At 68.0% G+C, this 20,400-nt stretch carries 18 protein-coding genes; 10 read left to right on the top strand and 8 right to left on the bottom strand.

What is annotated here, in order from left to right:
- Positions 1–4: 4 nt before the first annotated feature.
- The 5 genes from CA982_RS18380 to CA982_RS18360 form a co-directional block, all read right to left on the bottom strand.
- Complete coding sequence (locus CA982_RS18380) at positions 5–1,132, bottom strand: DUF5938 domain-containing protein (protein WP_086536705.1); 1,128 nt, start codon at positions 1,130–1,132, stop codon at positions 5–7.
- A 70-nt stretch (positions 1,133–1,202) separates the two neighbouring features.
- On the bottom strand, positions 1,203–2,006 hold the full coding sequence (locus CA982_RS18375) for an SDR family NAD(P)-dependent oxidoreductase (protein WP_086536704.1): 804 nt from the start codon (positions 2,004–2,006) through the stop codon (positions 1,203–1,205).
- A gap of 273 nt (positions 2,007–2,279) precedes the next feature.
- Positions 2,280–4,370 carry a PhoX family protein gene (locus tag CA982_RS18370; RefSeq protein ID WP_086536703.1) on the bottom strand — a complete coding sequence of 697 codons (2,091 nt, stop codon included), beginning with the start codon at positions 4,368–4,370 and terminating at the stop codon, positions 2,280–2,282.
- 221 nt (positions 4,371–4,591) lie between these two features.
- The gene (locus CA982_RS18365; RefSeq protein WP_086536752.1) at positions 4,592–6,622 is read right to left on the bottom strand and encodes a TPM domain-containing protein; all 2,031 of its coding nucleotides are present in this window, start codon (positions 6,620–6,622) and stop codon (positions 4,592–4,594) included.
- Positions 6,623–6,731: 109 nt separating this feature from the next.
- A complete protein-coding gene (locus CA982_RS18360) occupies positions 6,732–7,523 on the bottom strand; it encodes an LLM class F420-dependent oxidoreductase (protein ID WP_086536702.1) in 792 nt (263 codons plus the stop codon).
- Positions 7,524–7,676: 153 nt separating this feature from the next.
- On the opposite strand from CA982_RS18360, the gene CA982_RS18355 reads away from it, so the two are divergent.
- The 4 genes from CA982_RS18355 (at position 7,677) to CA982_RS18340 (ending at position 11,162) form a co-directional block, all read left to right on the top strand.
- Positions 7,677–8,321 (top strand): class I SAM-dependent methyltransferase, encoded by a 645-nt coding sequence (locus tag CA982_RS18355; protein ID WP_208617998.1) that lies wholly within the window; start codon positions 7,677–7,679, stop codon positions 8,319–8,321.
- Positions 8,322–8,621: 300 nt separating this feature from the next.
- Entirely contained in the window at positions 8,622–9,128 is a 507-nt protein-coding gene (locus tag CA982_RS18350) for a peroxidase-related enzyme (RefSeq protein WP_244176357.1), read from the top strand.
- A gap of 34 nt (positions 9,129–9,162) precedes the next feature.
- Positions 9,163–9,762, top strand: a complete 600-nt coding sequence (locus CA982_RS18345; protein WP_086536700.1) for a peroxidase-related enzyme — start codon at positions 9,163–9,165, stop codon at positions 9,760–9,762.
- A complete protein-coding gene (locus CA982_RS18340; protein WP_086536699.1) occupies positions 9,759–11,162 on the top strand; it encodes an aldehyde dehydrogenase family protein in 1,404 nt (467 codons plus the stop codon). Before CA982_RS18345 ends, CA982_RS18340 begins: the two co-directional genes overlap by 4 nt.
- Here the strand turns inward: CA982_RS18340 and CA982_RS18335 are convergent.
- Positions 11,102–12,043, bottom strand: coding sequence for a LysR family transcriptional regulator (locus CA982_RS18335; RefSeq protein ID WP_158097820.1), 942 nt, complete (start codon positions 12,041–12,043; stop codon positions 11,102–11,104). The genes CA982_RS18340 and CA982_RS18335 overlap by 61 nt on opposite strands.
- Positions 12,044–12,093: 50 nt before the next feature.
- Between CA982_RS18335 and CA982_RS18330 the strand changes: the two genes are divergently transcribed.
- Genes CA982_RS18330 through CA982_RS18305 form a run of 6 tightly spaced genes read left to right on the top strand, consistent with a single transcriptional unit; the run spans position 12,094 to position 17,974 of the window.
- Positions 12,094–13,269: an acyl-CoA dehydrogenase family protein gene (locus tag CA982_RS18330; protein WP_086536697.1), complete on the top strand. Its 1,176-nt coding sequence runs from the start codon at positions 12,094–12,096 to the stop codon at positions 13,267–13,269.
- A 1-nt stretch (position 13,270) separates the two neighbouring features.
- Positions 13,271–14,017, top strand: coding sequence for an SDR family oxidoreductase (locus tag CA982_RS18325; protein WP_086536696.1), 747 nt, complete (start codon positions 13,271–13,273; stop codon positions 14,015–14,017).
- Positions 14,014–14,556: an LLM class flavin-dependent oxidoreductase gene (locus CA982_RS18320; RefSeq protein WP_158097819.1), complete on the top strand. Its 543-nt coding sequence runs from the start codon at positions 14,014–14,016 to the stop codon at positions 14,554–14,556. The genes CA982_RS18325 and CA982_RS18320 overlap by 4 nt, the downstream gene beginning before the upstream one ends.
- A complete protein-coding gene (locus CA982_RS18315) occupies positions 14,553–15,746 on the top strand; it encodes an LLM class flavin-dependent oxidoreductase (RefSeq protein ID WP_086536694.1) in 1,194 nt (397 codons plus the stop codon). The genes CA982_RS18320 and CA982_RS18315 overlap by 4 nt, the downstream gene beginning before the upstream one ends.
- A complete protein-coding gene (locus CA982_RS18310) occupies positions 15,743–16,669 on the top strand; it encodes a haloalkane dehalogenase (RefSeq protein ID WP_086536693.1) in 927 nt (308 codons plus the stop codon). Before CA982_RS18315 ends, CA982_RS18310 begins: the two co-directional genes overlap by 4 nt.
- A gap of 54 nt (positions 16,670–16,723) precedes the next feature.
- Positions 16,724–17,974, top strand: a complete 1,251-nt coding sequence (locus tag CA982_RS18305; RefSeq protein ID WP_086536692.1) for an esterase/lipase family protein — start codon at positions 16,724–16,726, stop codon at positions 17,972–17,974.
- 37 nt (positions 17,975–18,011) lie between these two features.
- Here CA982_RS18305 and CA982_RS18300 read toward each other — a convergent pair whose 3' ends face one another.
- Positions 18,012–18,278: a lipopolysaccharide assembly protein LapA domain-containing protein gene (locus CA982_RS18300; RefSeq protein ID WP_208617995.1), complete on the bottom strand. Its 267-nt coding sequence runs from the start codon at positions 18,276–18,278 to the stop codon at positions 18,012–18,014.
- Between the two features lie 99 nt (positions 18,279–18,377).
- Positions 18,378–20,093 (bottom strand): dihydroxy-acid dehydratase, encoded by a 1,716-nt coding sequence (gene ilvD, locus CA982_RS18295; RefSeq protein WP_208617993.1) that lies wholly within the window; start codon positions 20,091–20,093, stop codon positions 18,378–18,380.
- Between the last annotated feature and the right edge of the window lie 307 nt (positions 20,094–20,400).

Below are 20,400 nucleotides of genomic sequence, written 5' to 3'. Positions count from 1 at the left end.
GTCCTCAGCGGTGCACGGTCACGATCGGGTCCAGCACCAGACCGAAAGCGCGCAGGGTGCCGAGCAGTTCGCGGTGTCCGAACGCCTGGCAGCTGGAGACGAAGCCGACACGTCGCGGTCGTGCCTGCAGCAATTCATTGGCGGCGTGCGCGTTGAGCAACGCGGTCTGCTTGTAGTTGGAGTTTCCGTGGATCACACAGTGCGCCCGGCCGAGCGGTCCCGATGCGTAGACCGAGTCCAGCGAGGTGTTCAGACGCGGATTCTCCCGAGGCGGCATCTCGCTGCGGATGGCGGCCGACTGCTCATCGATGATGCGGTACTTCTCCTCCTCGGACTTGCCCTCCATCTGTTCGAGCGCAGCCGCGACGAGGACCGGGACACCCTGCATCAGCGGACGATTGAACACGCCACCGAGTGCCTTGGCAGTGGCCACGCGCGGATCGTTCTTGAACCACACCGGGTGTGACGTACCGCCCCAGGGAAGCGCGAGCCCGAGGTCGTGCTGACCGGGCACGCTCACGGTGTACAGACCTTCATCCGCCGGCCACTCGACGTACTCGTTCTCCTCGAGGTAGTACGCCTTCGCGAACGCCGCGTTGGTGAGGATCGTGTTGGTCGACGCGACCGTCGGGTGGCCCTTCCAGAACACCTGGATGTCGAGGGTGTCCAGTCCCGGGTTCTCCAGGCAGATGTTCGCCGCGATCTCGCCGATCGAGTACATCTGTGCCAGGCCGGGGGTCAACACCAGTTCGCGCGAGGCGAACTCGGCACCGTACTGGGCCTCGGCGTCGATCATCCAGTTCTGCTCGCCGTTGGTGTCGGTGTAGTGTGCCCCGATCTCCAGGCAGGCCTGGACGACCTCGTGACCGTAGCGGGCGAACGGCCCGACCGTGTTGAGCACGACGTCGGCACCGCGGAACGCCTCGGTGAGTGCCTCGACCGTGTGCTCGACCTCGACGATGTCGTAGGCGACGGTGTCGATGCCGGGCACCGCCTCGACCGCGCTCGTCAATCGGGCGTGGTCGCGTCCCGCGGCCAGGAACGGGATGTTGTACTCGCGCAGGTATTCACAGATCAGCCGGCCGGTGTAACCGGACGCTCCGTAGACGACGACGCGCTTGTCAGTGGGCATGGTGGGACTCCTCGGGTCTGGTGCGGATGGTTCGTGGAAAGCGTTGTGGCGAGCGGAGTTCGACGGTCTGCTACATCCCCATCCCGCCGTCGACCGGCAGGCCGGCGCCGGTGATGAACTTCGCGGCGTCGGAGACGAGGAAGACCACGGCGTCGGCCATGTCGTCGACCTGCCCGAGTCGGCCCAGGGGGGTCAGCTCTGCGACCGCCTGTGCAGCCGCCTCCGGGGACTCGAACAGCCCCAGCGCCGCGGTCTCGACGGCGAGCTTGTTGCCCATCGCGGTCGGGGTGAGTGCGGGATAGATCGAGTTGACGCGGACGCCGTACCCCAACTTGCCCGACTCCGCGGCCGCGACGCGGGTGAGGCGATCGATCCCCGATTTCGTTGCGGAGTAGACGCTGATTCCCGGGAAAGCGATTGTCGCAGCGACGGATGCGATGTTCACGACCGCACCGCCCGTGCCCGCGAGCCCGCCGGGCCGCATCGCCCGAAACGCGTGTTTGATGCCGAGGGCAGTGCCCAGCACGTTGACGCCCAGCATCTTCGATGCCTCGTCGGCGTCGAGATCGACCAGGAGGTCCGTCACCTCGATGCCGGCGTTGTTCACGACGATGTCCAGGCCGCCGAGCGATTCGACGGTGGACGCCACGGCGGCTTCCCAAGCCGAATCGTCGGTGACATCGAGCGAGACGAACTCGGCCTTGGCGCCTTTCGCACGCAGGGCCTCGACCGTCTGCTGGCCGCCGTCCGAGTTCACGTCGCCGATCGCGACGGAGGCACCCGCTGCGGCCAGTGCTTCGGCCATTCCGGCGCCGAGACCCTGCGCGCCACCGGTGACCAGTGCCGTCCGTCCGGTCAGGTCATAGCTCGTCATCGTTACACCTCCAGTGAGAACCGCCAGGGCCGTCGGCGTCAGGCGGCGAAGCAAGACACAGTCGAGACAACATGTGCTGCACGCCACACTAGGGCGAACTCTTGACAGTCGTCAAGAAAAAACTTGACGACTGTCCGGAAGTGATCGGAAGAACGGAAAACGCGAGGTGAACGGGTTGTCGATGCGCGGCCTGTCGGTGAGTGAAGTGGAAACACCCCCGAGACCGGCCGCGCAGGCCGACACTCGGGGGTGCTCGAAACGAGGAGGAGCGGGTCAGACGCCGATCTCGGCGCCACCGTCCCGCCACACGGCGACGACTGCGGGTCGCGGCTGGGAGTCACCGCCATCGGGCCAGTGCGACGCCGGGTTGTCGGCGGAGTGATCGTCGAGTTCACCCGGGTGCTGGACCGCGATGAGGACGCGATCGGTGTCGATGATCGGACCGCAGGTCTCACCGCCCTTGGGCACGGTCAGGAACTGCTTGGTCTCCCCGCGCCGCTCGCCGTCGAGCGCGACCGCGAACAGCCCATCGTTGCTGTCGAGTGCGTTGCCGTCGGTCGAGATCCACAGGTTCCCGTGCGGATCGAAGGCGACGTTGTCCGGACAGGAGATGGCGCTGACCTTGGTCTTGTCGAAGCCGCCGTAGTAGGTGTCCGCAGCGCCGGGATCGCCACACACCAGCAGGAGTTCCCAGGTGAATTCGGTGCCGGTGTGGTCGTCGGTCATCTCGAGAACCTGGCCGTTCTTGTTCTCGTTGCGGGGATTCACCGCGTCGGCGGCGGCCTTCCCGTCGGTGCCGCGGTCGTCGTTGTTCGTCAGTGCGCAGTACACCTTGCCGGTCTTCGGGTTCGGCTCGATGTCCTCGGGCCGGTCCATCTTGGTCGCGCCGACGGTGTCGGCGGCCTGTCGCGTGAAGACCGCCACCTCAGCGGGTGTCATCCCCGGGATGTAGGAGCGCGCCGACCCGTCGGCGTTGACCGTCAACAAGGGCTTCCACGATCCCTTACCTGCGAATTTTCCTGAGGCGGGCGGGGTTCCGGAACCGTCGACGGGGTCGGGGGAGTCCCCGGTGAAGGTGGCGACGTAGAGGGTGCCCTCGTCGAGGATGCCCATGTTGTGCTCGCGCGCGGTCTTCGACAGTCCGGACTTCATCTTCCGGCTCGACACGAACTTGTAGATGTACTCGAACCGCTCGTCGTCGCCGCTGTACGCGACGACGGTGTCCTTGTCCGGCCCGCTGCCGACGACGTAGATGTTCGCCGACTCGTGCTTGAAGCGGCCCATCGAACTATGTTTGACCGGAACGGCATTCGGGTCGTGCGGGTCGACCTCGACGATGTAGCCGAAGCGATTGCCCTCGTTCGGCTCGACAGCCAGATCGAAGCGTCTGTCGAACCGTCCCCAGTGGTGCTCGTCCCCGTCGTCGTCGAACGAGTAGCGTTCGAGTCGCTCGGCGGCCTTGGGGTCGGTGATCGTGCTCGGGTTGGCGAAGTAGTTGTTGAAGTTCTCCTCGCCGGAGAGCATGGTGCCCCACGGGGTCAGTCCGCCGGAGCAGTTCGCGAAGGTCCCCAGGACGGTGGTCCCGGCCGGGTCGGCTGCGGTCTTGACGAACTCGCTGCCGGCGGCAGGTCCCGTCAGGCGGAACGGGCTGGAGGCGGTGAGGCGCCGGTTGCGCGGGCCCACAACGGGTGTGAGTGCACCGGTCCCGGCCTTCGATGTGACCTCGACGATCGCGATGCCGACCGACGCCATCGCGATCCTGGCCTGTTGTTCGGTGGGTTCGCCGTCGATGTACCCCGCGAACATGAACGGCTCGGTCGGATACTCGAGGTTGGCGACCAGGTAGTGGTGGTCGGCGACCCCGTCCACCGGGATCAGTCCCGCGAAGTCGTTGTTGAACCCGAATTGCCCGGCCTGAGCCTCCGGGGTCTGGTTGGCGAAGTCGAACTCGGGAGCGCCGGGCAGAACCGGGTCACCCCATCTGATCACGACCTCCTGGCGGTACCCGTCCGGGATCACCACGGCGTCCTCGGTGTTCGGTGCCACGGCATCGAACCTCATGCCGGGCAGTGCATCTCCAGACGTGGTGCTGCTCGCCGAGGCCGAGTTCGACGACCCGGAATCCCCGCACGCGGCCAGGAGCGACGTCGCACCGACCGCCACGGCTGCGCCGGCCGAGGTCTTGAGGACGCTGCGACGCGACACCGCCGTCCGAACGACGTCTCGGAAGTAGGTGTTGTCGCTGGTGTTTCCCGGATCGTGGCGGCACGCGTCGCCGCATTTGTAGCGGCAGGTCACGTAGGCGCGGGATGAACGCCCGGCATCCTCGCCGGTGGACATGAACAGCTGCAACGGAATACGCACACGGGCTCCTCTGAAAGCATGGTCGCGCCACGGGGCCGGCGCACGACGAGGAGCACGTTAGGAGGGTGAAACGAACCGATGGCTACCCGTGTGTGAACGGCAACCCAACACCCCTGTTGGTTCCACGTGGAACATCGCGGCGCCCTGATTCGGCCCGCTCGCTGCGCTCCCGGCGCCGGCGCTCCGATCTGGCCCGCTCGCTGCGATCCCGGCGCCAGGACTCAGAAGCGACCGCCGGTGCCGATCCGGCCCGACGACCCGGAGCCGCCGAACGACCCGGGACTGCGCCCGCCGCTGCCGAATCCGCCGCCGCCGAAGCCCCCGCCGAAGCCACCTCCGCGACCGCCGATGGTGCCGCGCAGGAAACTGTCGACGAGGATGCCGCCGAGGACCGCACCGGCGGTGGACCCGCCGGTCGGATGCCGCTGCTGCGACTGCTGCCAGCTGACCACGTCGCCCTGGGCGGCCATCAAGGCCTGATCGGCGAGGGAACCGGCACGACGGGCCGTCTCCGTCGCCGCGGGTGGATCGGTGGCGGCGACGTCCGTCGCGGACCCGAGAAGGCGTTGCGCCTCGGCGAGCCGGGTGCGGGCGGTGGACTGGACGGCGCCGCGGCGGGTGCCGATGAAGTCGGCGGCCGCGGTCACCTTGGCACCGGCCGACTCGAGTGCGGCCGTGAGGACCTGTGCGCGCCGCATGCGCTCGGCTGCGGCGTCACGTGCGGCGGCGAGTGCGTCGTCGAGGTCGGCATCGGCGTCGACCAGCGCGGTGAAGGTGCCCAGGGGATCGGCGTCGAAGTTGCTGTGTGCACCGGCGACCGCGGCGCTCGCGGTCTCGATCGCAGTCACCAGGGAAGTCTCACCTTTCTCGGCCAGGGCGTTCGCCTCGGCGAGCTCGTCCTCGACCTCGGCGATGAGCGCAGGCATCCGGGAGCGGGCGGCGGCGATGTTGGCATCCGCGTGATCGATGGCGTCGAGGAGCACGGTTGCCTGCTCGATCGAACCCTCCGCCGACCGGATGGCGGCGACCGCAGGCCCCTGCTGGCCCACCGGAGCGGTGATCGCGGCACGGCCCTGGTCCGCGGTCGCCTCCGCGAAGTCGATCTGGGAACGGGCGAGGTCGACGTTGTCGAGAATGGAGGTCAGCGTGTTCTCACCGTGTTTGCGGATGAGATCGGTGAGCTGCTGCGACGCGGTCTCCAGCCGGGCACGCAGACCGATCAACTGCTGGGTGATCGAGTCGAATCGGGCGTCGGCGTTGATCAGGAGGTTGCGCATCGCGTCGAAGTTCTCGACCTGATCGTCGAGCACGCTGTCGATCTCGGTGCTCGTGGTGATGATCTGCACCAGGATCGAGCGGCGCTCGTCGTCGGTCTCGGGGACGTTGTCGTCGAGCCGTTGACGCAACGCGAACGCCCGGGCCAAGGCCTGTTCCGCCCGCCGAACGGTGTCGGAGAACGGTGCGGTCTCGACCTCTCCGAACTCGCCGACCGCCAGCTGGAGTTCCTCCTTGCTGGTCCGGATCGCATTGTCGAGGTCGGTGAGCACCTCGCGTGACCACGGGTCGAGCACCTCGACGGGCTGGGCGGCCAGCTGGTCGACGGTCAGTTCCTGCTCGCGCAGGGTCTCGACACCGTCGGAGATCCGGCGTTGCCGCCGTCGTCGTGAATAGAGGTACGCGCCACCGCCGCCGAGGACGACCACTCCGCCGACGACACCGGCCGCGATCACGCCGGTGTGGCTCGGATCGAGCGCCTCGGACAGACCGTTGACCGCGGCCAGCCCGGCACCCGCCCAGTTGCCGTCGCGCAGCTGCGGGACGACGTCGTCGTTGGCCACCTCTTCGAGCGTCGACTGATCGAGGCCGCCGACGCTGTCGGGGGCGAACAACCGGTACGCCCGGTCCTCGGTCGCTACGGCGAGCAAGGCGTCGTGATCACCCAGCTCACTCGCGGCGGCGGTCTGATCCGCCCACTGCTCGCTGGTGAGGCCGTCGAAGTCGCGGACGTACACGATCCACATCTGGACCGCGTGGTCGTTGTAGAGCGAGTCGATCGCGGCCTCGAGCTCGGTGCGCTGTTCCGGTGTGATCGCGTCGGCGGAATCGACGACGTAGGTGGGCAGCCGGGTCGGCGGTTCGGCCGACGCCGTGCCGGGTGACGCCAGGGCCACGACCAAGCCCAGCAATCCCACCAGCGCGGCCGCCGAGGCCACACGTGTCAGCAGTTCCCGAAGTGCCGGCACTCGATGCATGATCACAAACCTAGCCGTGCGGGTGTGCGGTGTCGTCGAGGCATTCGGTCGAGTGTCGGCATCCGGCGGGGTGTAGGGCGGGACCCGTCGTGGCCCGCCCGCCCCGCGGTCAGTTCCGCGCGTCGCGCCACCGGCACAGCGCCTCGAGGGCGGTGAGGTCGTACTCGGGACCCGTGACGCCGACGGTCAGCAGCGTCACGCCCTCGTCGGCCAACGCGTCCGCGTCGCGCAGCAGTGCGTCGACGTCCCCGTCGAACTGCACACCCGACGAGCGCTCGATGGTCTCTGGGTCGCGACCCACGGCGGCGCAGTGCTCGGCCAGCACCTTGGACTTGTGCCGGTACTGCTCGACATCGTTGAAGCCGTGCCAGACGTCGCCGTGCTCGGCGATGTAGCGCAGCGTCTTCTTCTCGCCGCTGCCGCCGATGAGGATCGGGATGTCGCGGGTGGGAGCCGGATTGAGCTTGGCCAGACGCGACTTGATCCGCGGGAGGGCGGCACCGAAATCGTTGAGCCGCGAACCGACGGTGCCGAATTCGTAGCCGTACTCGTCGTAATCCTTCTCGAACCAACCGGCCCCGACGCCCAGGATGAGGCGGCCGTTGCTGATGTGGTCGACGGTGCGGGCCATGTCCGCGAGCAACTCCGGATTGCGGTAGGAGTTGCAGGTCACGAGTGCGCCGATCTCCACGCGCGAGGTCTGTTCGGCCCAGGCGCCGAGCATCGTCCAGCACTCGAAATGCTCGCCTTCGGGTGCGCCGTACAGCGGATAGAAGTGATCCCAGTTGAACGCGACGTCGACGCCCGTGTCCTCGGCGCGTCGAACCGCGTCGCGGATCAACGAGTACTCGGGCGCGTGCTGGGGCTGGATCTGGACACCGATACGAATGGGGAAGGCCATGTCGACCAGTCTGCCTGCTGTCGGCGGAATCGTCGACGGACGTGATGGGCGCGGGCGTCCGGCGTGACCCGGCCTGCCCAGCCACCGAGTCGATTCTTGCCGCATCGGCAACCGTTCTGGTCACTTGCGAGGTCGCATGCCACAGTCGAATGCATGGCCTCCGACAACAGCAGCCCCGACACCGTGACCGAGCCCGCGAAGCCCCACGACCCGGGGACCGCCGAGGGGTGGGATGCGCGCTACCGCGGCGCGGATCGGCTCTGGACATCCGACGTCAACCCCGCGCTCGTCGCCGAGGTGTCCGACCTCGATCCGGGCACCGCACTCGACATCGGATCGGGCGAGGGCGCCGACGCCCGGTGGCTGGCCGACCGCGGATGGCAGGTCACGGCCCTGGACATCTCACAGGTCGCGGTCGACCGGGCCCGCGAGATCGACCCACGACCGTCGATCACCTGGTTGCGTGCCGACGTGATCGCCGATGACGTTCCTGCGGCCGACGTCGATCTCGTGACGGCGCACTACTTCCCGATCCCGAAAGAGAACATCGACGCCGCACGCCGACTGGTCGAGGCCGTCGGGCCCGGCGGGTCGCTCCTGGTGGTCGCGCACGCCCCCGAAGGCGTGCGGGCGCACGGCTTCGACCCCGACGCCTACGTGCAGCCCGGCGACTTCGCCGATCTGCTCGGCGACGGTTGGGACACGGTCACCGATGAGACCCGAGAGCGTGGACGAGTGGCCGGCGGCGGTCACCACACGCACGACGTGGTGTTCCGGGCGCGACGGCGTACGACCTGACTTCGCAGGAGGCGGGTCGACACGAGTGCGCCGTCCGGCCTGCCCGTCGCACACGGTGTGAGTGATCGTAGGAAGCGATCACCCGCACCCACCCATCGATTACGTCGCGTCGGCAACTTCGATCTCGTCGAGTTCTTAATCTGGGCCAACCTCTGATCGGTGCCTAGCGTGAACTCTCGTCGCCCCACGCCAACGGGGCCCGATCAGACGAGGACCGCCGTGACCGATATCTTGGAAACTCCTGCCACAACGTCAATCTCGCGCCTCTCCGTTCCCGAGTTCGATGAGCTGCCGGAGCGTTTGAAGGAACAGATCAGCTCCCTGGAGCGGCAGCTCGGATACATCCCGAACTGGGCTCGCGCCTTCGCGCTCGGTGGTGCGCACGCCGCACGATTCAACGACTACCTACTGGCGCTGCTCGACCCGAACTCCGGACTGCTCCCGTACGTCGATCGCGAGATCTTGGCGACCGTCACCTCGGCCGAGAACGGTTGTTCCTACTGTCGTTTGAACCACGCGGGCAGTCTGGGCGAGGCTCTCGGCGATCGCAAGCTCGGCACTCGCGTCGCGATCGACTTCCGCGAGGTCCGTGAACTCGGCGAGCGACACCGCGTCCTCGCGCGCTTCGCCGCCAAGCTGGCGCTGCATCCCGGCGAGGTCGACGACACCGACATCGAGTCACTGCGCGACCTGGGACTCGACGACAAGCAGATCTACGAGGCAGTCCACGTGGTCTCCGCATTCGCAGCCGCGAACCGGTTCAGCATCTTCCTGCAGGTGACCCCGGACGATCAGTTCTTCAACTGACGGCACCGAGGCCCCGACCGACCAAGGACTCCCCATGACCACTGCCGCCCAACCTCAGATCGCCCGTCTGGCAATCCCAGCCGAGGACGACCTGTCCGACAAGACCAAGAAGTTCTTCGCCGCGACCGAGGAGCAGTCCGGATTCGTCCCGAACTGGCTACGCGCCTTCGCCATCGACGAGGGACATTTCGACCGACTCAATGCATACCTCTTCCCGCTCCTGCAGGGCTCGCCCGACGTGGCCACCTCCATCACCCGGCGTGAGCGCGAGATCCTCGCCACCGTCGTCTCGGTCCGCAACGGATGCTCGTACTGCCATGCGCTGCACGTTCATGAACTAGGGGAGTTCCTGCACGATCCCTGGCTCGCCCACCGGATCTCCCTCGACCACCGGGAGGTACCCGAGCTGGCGGAGCGCGAGCATGCCCTGGTCGAGCTCGCCCTCGCACTCACCGACGAGCCCGGGGAGGTGTCGGATGCTGCCATTGAGAGGCTCCGTGACCTGGGCCTGTCGGACGTCGACATCTACGAAGCCGTACAGATCGTCGCAATCATCAACGGCACGAACAGAATCTCGCTGGCATTGGGCCTGTTGCCCGACCCGGAGGTCTTCGACGCCGGCGCCACTCGATGACCCTGACCACTGCGGCGCGCGCCGTCGATGACATCGTCGACGGCGCCGCCCACGGTCTCGCCGTGCTCGCCGAAGCTGATTCCTGGCAACGCCATTCGTGGCTCAATGCCCTCGCCGTGCTCGCCGAAGCTGATTCCTGGCAACGCCATTCGTGGCTCAATGCCCTCGCCGTCGAGTTCGAGGCGGGTTCTGAGACGATCGCGGCGGCGATCCACGCGGACACCGGAAAGCCCGACAAGTGGGCACGGACGGAGGTGGAGCGGGCCACCCAGATCGTCCGACTCGCCGCGGTCGAGACACTCGATCTGCACCCGCAGGCTCAACGACTCGACGCACAACCTACCGGGTCGGGGCGACTGGCAATCACCGTCCGCGAGCCGCGTGGACCGGTTCTGGCGTTGTCTCCGTTCAACTTTCCGCTCCACCTCACCGTCCACAAGGTTGCGCCCGCGGTCGCCGCCGGAGCATCGGTGATCGTGGTGCCCAGCCCCCGGACCCCACGGACCGCGGCGGCGCTGACACGGGCGGTCGACGCGGCGGGGATCCCCTCGGGGATCGTCACCGTTGTCGAACCCGACACCGACCATCGTCGGACCTGGCAGCTCATCACCCACCCCGCGTTGCCGACCGTCAGTTTCACCGGGTCTGATGCGGTCGGTTGGCGCATCGTCGATGCTATTCCGCGGAAGAAGGTCATCGTCGAACTCGGCGGCAATGCCGCCGCGGTGATCGCGCCGGATGCCACCTCGATCGAGGATCTGCGTCACGCCGCTGAACGAATTGCACTCTTCGGGTTCTACAACGCCGGTCAGGCCTGCACGTCGGTCCAGCGCGTCTATGTCCCGGAGTCGGCGGCCGAAACCTTCGTGCCGCTGCTGGTCACCGCCGCCGAAAAGCAAGATCAGCACGCCGACGTCGGACCGGTGATCGACGACGCATCCGCGGACCGGATTCGTGGCTGGGTGGGGGAGGCCCTCGACGCCGGCGCGCGGCTCGCGACCGGAGGACCCGGTGAGGGTCGATGGCTGCCACCGACAGTGCTGCTCGACCCACCGCCGTCGGCCCGGGTGATCACCGACGAGGTGTTCGGGCCGGTGGTCTCGGTCCTGACCTACACCGACCTCGACGAGGCTTATGCGCGCGTCAACGATTCCCGGTTCGGCTTGAGTTCCGGTGTGTTCACCCACGATCTCCGCACTGCGTCGCATGCGGTGTCGGTGCTGCGAACAGGTCAGGTCGTCATCGGCGACGTGCCCACCTACCGATCGGACGTCACCGCCTTCGGCGGGATCAAGGAATCCGGTCGCGGCCGGGAGGGAGTCCGCGCCACCATCGAGGACTACACCGTGTCCCGGACCGCGGTCTTCGCCGAACCACCGGTCTCCGGGCGGACACCGTGAAGCCGCCTGCTGTGCCAGCGAATCCGATCCGTGAGCCGGCCCAGTCCGATCGATGCACGGATCCGCGCCGGACTGACCAGTACCAGGTCGATCCGCTCGGCCGAATCGGTCAGCTCACGCCACTCCACCCGGTCCCCGGCGGCCACGCTGAATCGGGGAACGAAGCACATGCCGACCCCCGCGGACACCAGACGCACGGCTTCCGGCGTCGACTCGACATGGGAGACGGCACGCGCAGTGGTCTGGGCAGCCATGCGCCGACCCACCTGATGCATGAGGTAGCCCGCGCGGAAGTCGATCATCCGTTCGCCGTGCAGGTCACCGAGCGTGACGGAGTCGGCCCGGGCGAGCCGGTGACCCACCGGCATGGCCACGCCGACCCGCGCCGAGAGGAGTGTCTCGCTGCGGACACCCGAGGTCGGCGGGCGCACACCGGGTTCACACACGATCAGACCGAGGTCTGCGCTGTCGTCCAGGACCTGACCGATCACGTCGTCGGAACCACCGATCCGCACCTGCACCTCGAGCCGCGCGTCGTCGAGGACATCGTGCAGCGCGACCGGCAGCACGGTGTTGACCGCCGACGTCACCGCGGCCACCCGCACGAGCTCGGGCCGGCCGTCGCCGTATTCGGAAAGAACCCGGCGAAGGTCGTCCTCGGCCCGGCACACGTCGCGGATGGGGGCCAGCGCCGCGCGGCCGGCCTCGGTGAGCGTCGTCCCGGTCCGCGTGCGGCCCAGCAAGGTCACCCCGAGCTCGGCCTCCAGTCGCTGGATCGACGTACTGAGAGACGACTGACTGATGCCGAGTCGCGCAGCGGCCGCCCGCAGCGACGAGGTCTCGGCGATCACCGTCAACGCCCGCAACTGCTCGGTTCTCACCACGCACATCGTGCGCGTTCCGCGCACGGTGCACCAGGAAAGGATTCTCGATGACCGAAACCACCGCTCTACCCGATTCCGACACCGAGTGGCTCATCCCGGAGGATGCGCTCGAACGCTTCCGGGAACGGGCCGTCGTGCATGATCGCGACAACACGTTCTTCGCCGAGGACCTCGACGACCTGCGCGAACTCGGCTATCTGCGGGCCGCGATCCCCCGCGAGCACGGCGGACTCGGGCTGACGCTGCATCAGGTCAACGCCGAGCAACGCCGGCTCGCGGCCCACGCACCGGCGACCGCCCTGGGCATCAACATGCATCTGTACTGGACGGGGCCGCTCGGCGACGCGTTGCGCGCGGGCGACACCTCGCTCAAGTGGCTGGCCGACGAGGTCGTGGCGGGCAAGGTCGTGGCGGCCGGCCACGGTGAGCCGGGCAACGACGTCTCGATCGACGACTCGACCACCGTCGCAACCCCGGTCGAGGGCGGGTACCGGCTGTCCGGGCACAAGATCTTCACATCATTGTCGCCGGCGTGGCAGTGGCTGGGTGTGCACGCGCGCGACAACTCAGACCCGGACCACCCGAAGATCGTGCACGGCTTCATCTCTCGCGATCAGGAGGGTGTGTCCACGGTCGAGACCTGGGACACCCTCGGGGTGCGAGCGACCGCGAGTCACGACACCCTCCTCGACGACGTGTTCCTGCCCGCCGACCGTGTCGTGGAGATCGTCGATCTCGGTCAGCCGCCGACGGGTTACATCGCGGGAGTCTTTCCGTGGGTCCTGCCCGCGCTCGGGAACATCTACCTCGGAGTCGCACGCCGGGCCCTGGACGTCGCCATCGCGACAGCGCGCTCGCGGACGGCGGTGAGCCTGGGCGGAGAATCGGTCGCGCACAAGCCGTTCACCCAGTATCACGTGGCCGAGGCCGAACTGGCACTCGAAGGTGTCACCGGCCAGCTGGACGCCCTGACCGCGGCGCTCACCGATGGAGCCGATCTCGGCGATCGCGCGTTGCTGCGGCTGTTCGCCGCCAAGGAGAACGGCACCCGGGTGGCGCGCACCGTCACCGACCTGGCCCTCGAGATCGCCGGTGCCGGGTCACTGCACCGTCGTGGTGAGCTCGAGCGCCTCTACCGCGATGTGCGCGCCGGCAGTTTCCACCCGCCGAACACCGACAGCATCCGCGCGTACGTCGGCGCCTTCGCACTCGGGGTGCTCTGACGTGACATTCACCTCGGACACCCTCGCCGGTCGTGTGTTCGTCGTGTCGGGAGCAGCCGGCGGAATGGGTGCCGCGCATGCCCGGGCCATCGTCGGGGCCGGTGGCAGCGTCGTCCTCGGCGACATCGACGTCGACGGCGTCAAGCGTGTCGCCGAAGGCATCGGCCCCGCGGCCACCGCTCTGCAACTCGACGTGACTTCGGCCGAACACTGGCACCAGGTCGCGGAGGTGGCCGGCGCCCAGGGGCCGGTCGGTGGGCTGGTGAACAACGCGGGCATCTTCGGATCCGGCTCCGTGCTCGACACCGATCTCGATGAGTACCGGCGCGTGCAGGATGTCAATGTCACCGGCAGCCTCCTGGGCGTCCGGGCCCTCACGCCGGCCCTCCGGGAGTCCGGCGGCGGGAGCATCGTCAACATCTCGTCGATCGCAGGGCTCATCGGAATCCAGGACCGGGTGGCCTATGTGACGGCGAAATGGGCAGTGCGCGGTCTGACCCGTTCGGCCGCACTGGATCTGGGGCGCTGGCACATCCGCGTCAACTCGATCCACCCGGGCCGGATCGCAACGCCGTTCATCGACGGCCTGGACTCCGACGTGCTACCGAACCAGATCATCCGGGAGCCCGGGCAGCCCGCCGACATCACCGCCCTGGTGTTGTTCCTGCTGTCCGATGCGTCGCGATTCTCGACCGGCTCCGAGTTCGTCGCCGACGGCGGCCGCTACGTCGGGGAGTACCGGCCGTGAGCGCCGTCGTCGACGATCCGATCCCGCTGCGCTTCGACAGTGCGGACGGCCTCCGGCACGGGATCGAGCTGGCTCGATCCGCTGACCATCGGCAGACCGGCACGCTCGTCGTCGACACCACCGGTTCCGATGACCTGGACCCCTTCGTGGTGGCTGCTGCCATCGCGCAGGCCACCGATGTCATCGGGATCGCGGTGGCGGTACCCGTGCCGCAGTGGCAGCCGTACCCGACCGCTCGGCGGTTGGCGGAGATCGACAAACTCTCCGCAGGCCGAGTGGTGTGGGGACCGGTCGACTCGGACCCCCGTCGCGCAGCGGAGATGGTGCAGGTCGTGTCGTCCTTGCTCACCTCGTGGCGGCCGGGCGCGCTCGTCAACGACCGCGTCACCGGCCGGCATGCCGACCCCGCCCGGATCGTGCCGGTGACCGCGTCCGGACGGTACTTCACCATCGATTCCCCCCTCGACGTACCCGCGGGGCCACAGGGCGTGGTGCCGGTGGTCGACTTCGCGGATTCGATCCGAGGAGGCGGCGGGTGAGTCCGACGCCGCTGCTGTTCGCCGACATCCACCATTCGGGTGACCACGAGGGCGCCTGGCGGTTGCCCTCGTCTCCCATCGAACAAATCAACGATCCCGGTTACTACCTGGATTTCGCACGGTCGGTGCAGGCCGGGGGATTCGACGGGGTCTTCTTCGCCGACTTCGTCGGGTACGACCCCCTGGTCTCCTCGGTGATCCGGTGGCCGTTCGAACCCACGACGCTGGCCGCCGCGATTCTGCACGAGGTCCCCGATCTCAACATCGTCATCACCTCGTCGACGGTGTTCACCACGCCGGAACAGCTCTATCGCACCTTCCGAACGCTCCACGCGCTCTCGGATGGACGCATCGGCTGGAACATCGTGACCACCGGGGCACCGAAGACGGCGAGGGCGTTCGGAAACATAACCGTCCCGGGACATGACGAGCGATATCAGGTGGCCGACGGCATCGTCGACAGACTGCGTGAGCGGTGGGGCTCCGACCGTCCGCTGCTGGTGCAGGCCGGGGCGTCGGACACCGGGCGGGCGTTCGCCGCGCGCCATGCCGACGTCGTCTTCGGTGCCACGCCCACCAAGGACGCCGCTCGCGCGTTCCGCACCGACCTGCGCCGTCGAGCCGCCGAGGCCGGACGTGACCCCGACGAGATCCGATTCCTGCCGGGCATCCTCACCACCCTCGGTGCCACGGGAGAAGAAGCGTCGGCGTTGCGCGACACCCTGGACGGCCTGGTCACCGAGGAAGCCGCGCGACACATGTTGGCCATGTACGGGATCTCGATGCCGCCCGGCGCATTCGATGACGCGGTCGGCGCACTCGTCCTCGAACCCCGCCACAACGGGATCCGTAGTCGGGCAGGAGTACTGGGGGAGATCGTCGAGAAGATCGGACCATCGGCCACCTGGCGTCAACTGGTCGCCACGATTGCCGGCAGCCGTGGGCACCTCTCGGTCACGGGCACCGGCGCCGACGTTGCCGCGGTCATGAACGACTGGCTCGACGACGAGGTGTGCGACGGCTTCATCGTCAAGTTCGCCCACAGTCCCGGTGGTGTCACCGACTACGTCGCATCAGTGTCACCACATCTGAACGCCCGGGGAATCGGCCACCGTGCCGGCTGGCCGGCTGCGGCGCGACCCCTGACCATCCCACGACACGAACCCACATCGCACAGGAGATCCACATGACAGTTCCCTCAGCACCATCCGCGACGACATCGCCTAGCCCGGCCCGGCCCGAATTCGGAGCCGGTGCAACCAGCAACACCGTCGACGTTCTCGGCTCCGCGCTGCACTACGTAGAGTCCGGGTCCGGCGATCCCATCGTCTTTCTGCACGGGAACCCGACCAGTTCGTACCTCTGGCGGGGGGTGTTCTCCCGGCTCCAGGGGAAGGGACGACTCCTCGCGCTCGATCTGATCGGTTTCGGGGAGTCGGGCAAGCCCGACATCGAGTACTCACTGGAGGACCACCAGCGCTTCGTGGACGCTTGGTTCGACGCGCTGGACCTGCGGAACGTCACCCTGGTCGCCCAGGACTACGGTGCGGCCTTCGGCATCACCTGGGCACGAACCCACCCCGATCGTGTTGCCGGCCTCGTGATCGCCGAACCCGTGCTGCGACCCATCCGATCCGACGATCTGCCGGCGGAGTTCGTCGCCCTCCGGGCCGAGGTGCTCAAACCAGGCGTGGGCGAGCAGATCATCCTGGAGGAGAACCGATTCGTCACCGGCCTGCTACCCGGCGCAGTTCTGAACGGACTCACCGACGACGACCTGGCGGTGTACACGGCACCGTTCCCGACACCCGAGAGCCGCCGACCGGTCCTGGTGTTCCCGCGTGCGCTCCCCGTCGACGCCGAGCCGCAGACGACCGTCGACTTCCTCGCCGCAAACGAAGACTGGCTACGGACCAGCACGATCCCCAAGGCTCTGTACACCTTCGAGCCGGGGTTTCTCCTGACCCCGGAGATCGTCGACTGGGTACGTGACAACGTCGCGAACATCGAGATCCGGGCTCTGGGCGCAGGCGGACACTACGTCCAGGAGGATTCACCGGCAGAGATCGCAGAGGCCGTCGCGGCATTCGTCTCGGAGAGGGGGCGGCAGTAGGTAAGCGCGGCCCGTTCACGCGACATATTCAGTGCACACCTGTACACTCGGGGCATGACCGCCTCGACCACGCGCGAGTCCGAGCTGCGGGCGCTCACCGACCTCGGGCTCTACGAGGCCGGCGCTGCGACGCGCGGCGTCGGAGCGATGCACCGCGTCATCGCCGGTGGTGTCTTCCGGATGCTCCGACCCGTCCTGGGGGGTTCCGTTGACACCGCACGGATGGTGCACGACGCCGTCAGCGAGGGGGCATACAACTCGATCACCGCGGCGCTCGACGCCGGTCGATCGGCCGCGGACCATGTGCCCTGGTCGGAGGGCCGCGCGCCGTCGCAAACCGCTCGTGGCGCGGTGCTCCTCGGCATCCTCAACGGTCTCATCGGCGACGAACTGGAGACCGCGGACTCGCCCCTGACGGCCGACATGTCGGTCCGCGTCGACGGCCGGCCGGTCTCCCTCGACGCCGAGTCGCTCCGAGAAGGTTTACCCGACGCGGGCGGACACGTCGTCGTGTTCCTGCACGGCCTGATGGAGTCGGAGTTCGCGTGGTCGCTCAGTGAGCGACCCACCTACGGCGAGAGACTGGCCCGCGACATCGGCGCCACCGAGGTCCAGCTCCGGTACAACACCGGCCGCCACATCAGCGAGAACGGCCGCGCCCTCGCCGACCTTCTCGACGCCCTCGTCCTGCTCTGGCCGACGCCGGTGACACGACTGTCCCTCATCGGGCATTCGATGGGTGGGCTCGTCGTTCGAAGTGCTTGTCACGCAGCCGATCAGCGCGGTGACTACTGGCCGGGCCTGGTGTCGGAGACGGTGTGCCTGGGCACGCCGCACCTCGGCGCTCCGCTGGCCCGCGGTGTACATCTGGCCACGAATGCCCTGCGCCGGACGCCGGTCACCCGTCCTATCGGCTCATTGCTGCGTCGTCGGAGCGCCGGGGTTCGAGACCTGTTCCACGGCAGCCTGACCGACGACGACTGGATCGGTCACGACCCGGACGCGTGGTCGCAGCCGCCCGGAGCCGATGTACCGTTGCTCAAGGGCGCACGACATCTCTTCGTCACCGCCACCATCACCCGCGACCCCGATCATCCAGTCGGACGCCTGTTCGGTGACGGCCTGGTGCTCGCACCGAGCGGGCGCGGGCAGCACACGCGCCAGCGTCGCGGACTCCGGTTCCACGAGGGATTCCACATCGGCAACGCACACCACTTCACCCTGCTGAACAGCGACGCGATCTACGACTGGCTGCGGGGTCACCTCACCCCACGCCGGCAACTGCCGCCCGGCCGATCGTCGTGAGGCCGCGCGGGGTTACGTCGACGAGGCGGCAGCGGATTCAGTGGGGACGACGCTGCCGGTAGCGGCCGCGAGCGGCGAGGACGCCCACGACCCAGCCGACGATGAAGACCACGGCCAGGATGAACCACAGCGGGGACTCGACGCTCACCCAGAACAACTCGATGCGCACGGTGGTCCGGTTCTGGAGGATGAAGACCACCGCCAGGATCGTCAGCCCGAGTGCTATCCACTGCGGCAGCGACACCTTCGAGACCGCAGACGACTTCCCGGTTGCGGGTTTCGGGGTGCCACGGTCCTTGGCCATGCTGGAACTCTAGATCCATCTCCCGCACGGCACCGGATTTTGTGCATCGACTACGACACGAAACCGCGGAGGTTTCGTTCCGGCATCTCGGTGGGCCCGTCAGCGGCAGACGGCCCCTTGCGATGCGGAGGTGACGAGCTTGGAGTACTTGGCCAGCACCCCGCGCGTGTAGCGTGGCGGCAGCGGAGTGAATTCCTTTGCACGTGAGGCGAGTTCGTCGTCGTCGACCAGAAGGTCGAGGAGGCCGCGGCCGACGTCGAGGCGGATGCGGTCGCCGTCGCGCACCAGTGCGATCGGCCCGCCGTCAACGGCCTCCGGCGCGACGTGACCGACGCACAGACCGGTGGTGCCGCCGGAGAACCGGCCGTCGGTCATCAAGAGCACGTCCTTGCCCAGGCCCGCGCCCTTGATGGCGCCGGTGATCGCGAGCATCTCGCGCATCCCCGGTCCGCCCTTGGGACCTTCGTAGCGGATGACCACGACGTCCCCCGCGGTGATCGTGCCGTCCTCGAGCGCGTCCATCGCGGCGCGTTCGCGATCGAAAACCCGGGCCGTTCCCTCGAAGACATCCGAATCGAACCCCGCCGACTTCACCACGGCGCCTTCGGGTGCCAGTGATCCCTTGAGGATCGTGATACCGCCGGTGGGATGGATGGGCGACTTGGTGGCGCGCAGGACCTGACCGTCCGGGTCCGGCGGCGCGATGTGCGCCAGGTTCTCCGCGACGGTCGACCCGGTCACCGTCAGGCAGTCGCCGTGTAGGAGACCTGCGTCGAGGAGTGCCTTCATCACCACCGGCACACCGCCGATGCGATCGACGTCGGTCATCACGTGCCGGCCGAAGGGTTTGACGTCGGCGAGGTGCGGAACACGGCTGCCCACGCTGATGAAGTCGTCGAGAGACAACTCGACCTCGGCCTCGTTGGCGATGGCGAGGAGGTGCAACACCGCGTTGGTGGACCCGCCGAACGCCATCACCACGGCGATGGCGTTCTCGAAGGCCTCACGGGTCATGATGTCGCGGGCGGTGATGCCGCGCCGCAGCATCTCGACGACGGCGATGCCGCTCTGCCGGGCGAACTGATCGCGGCGCCTGTCGGGGGCGGGGGGCGCGGCGCTGCCGGGGATGGACATGCCCAACGCCTCGGCGGCGCTGGCCATGGTGTTGGCGGTGTACATGCCGCCGCACGCGCCCTCACCGGGACAGATCGCGCGTTCGATGGTGTCGACGTCCTCGCGGCTCATCAGCCCGCGGGAGCACGCGCCGACCGCCTCGAAGGCGTCGATGATGGTCACCTGACGCTCTTTGCCGTCCGACAACGTGGCGTACCCGGGCAGCGTCGACCCGGCGTAGAGGAACACCGATGCGAGGTCGAGGCGCGCGGCGGCCATGAGCATGCCGGGCAGGGATTTGTCGCAGCCGGCCAGCAGAACCGAGCCGTCGAGCCGCTCGGCGCTCATCACGGTTTCCACGCTGTCGGCGATCACCTCGCGGGAGACCAGCGAGAAGTGCATGCCCTCATGGCCCATCGAGATGCCGTCGGAGACCGAGATGGTGCCGAACTCGAGTGGGTATCCGCCGCCTTCGTGCACACCCTCCTTCACGGCCTTGGCCAGTCGGTCCAGTGACAGGTTGCACGGGGTGATCTCGTTCCACGACGACCCGACACCGATCTGCGGTTTCACCCAGTCGTCGTCACCCATGCCCACCGCGCGGAGCATGCCGCGGGCGGCGGTCTTCTCCAAGCCGTCCGTGACGTCACGACTACGCGGCTTGATGTCGATCTCGGCGTCCGGTTCGGTTCGCTTGGTCATGAGGCCAAGAGTAGTGGTGATCGGTGGGGCGCGGTCGGAGTCGGCCGGGGATGTCGGTCCGCTCGGAATCTCGCCGAGCGCTTTGCGTGCGCCGTGATTCTAAAGTGATCGCGAGCCGGGAAGGTGGCGCAATGGTGTGCGACCGGCCGTGGCTCGCAGGTCAGCACCTATCTCCGGTGGCGCATTGCCGTCGGCGTCCGGCTTGGGTTCTCAGCGGTCGACCCGGGTCGGTCGCAACCGCGTTATCGTCCCATCCATGCAGCTCAGGACCACCGCAGCCGGACGACTTCGGGCGGACAACGCCCGG

Origin of the sequence: Gordonia lacunae, assembly GCF_002149015.1 — a bacterium.
Classification (GTDB): Bacteria; Actinomycetota; Actinomycetes; order Mycobacteriales; family Mycobacteriaceae; genus Gordonia; species Gordonia lacunae.
The sequence above is the reverse complement of the archived record's forward strand: the minus strand, read 5'-3'. Positions and strand labels throughout refer to the sequence as shown.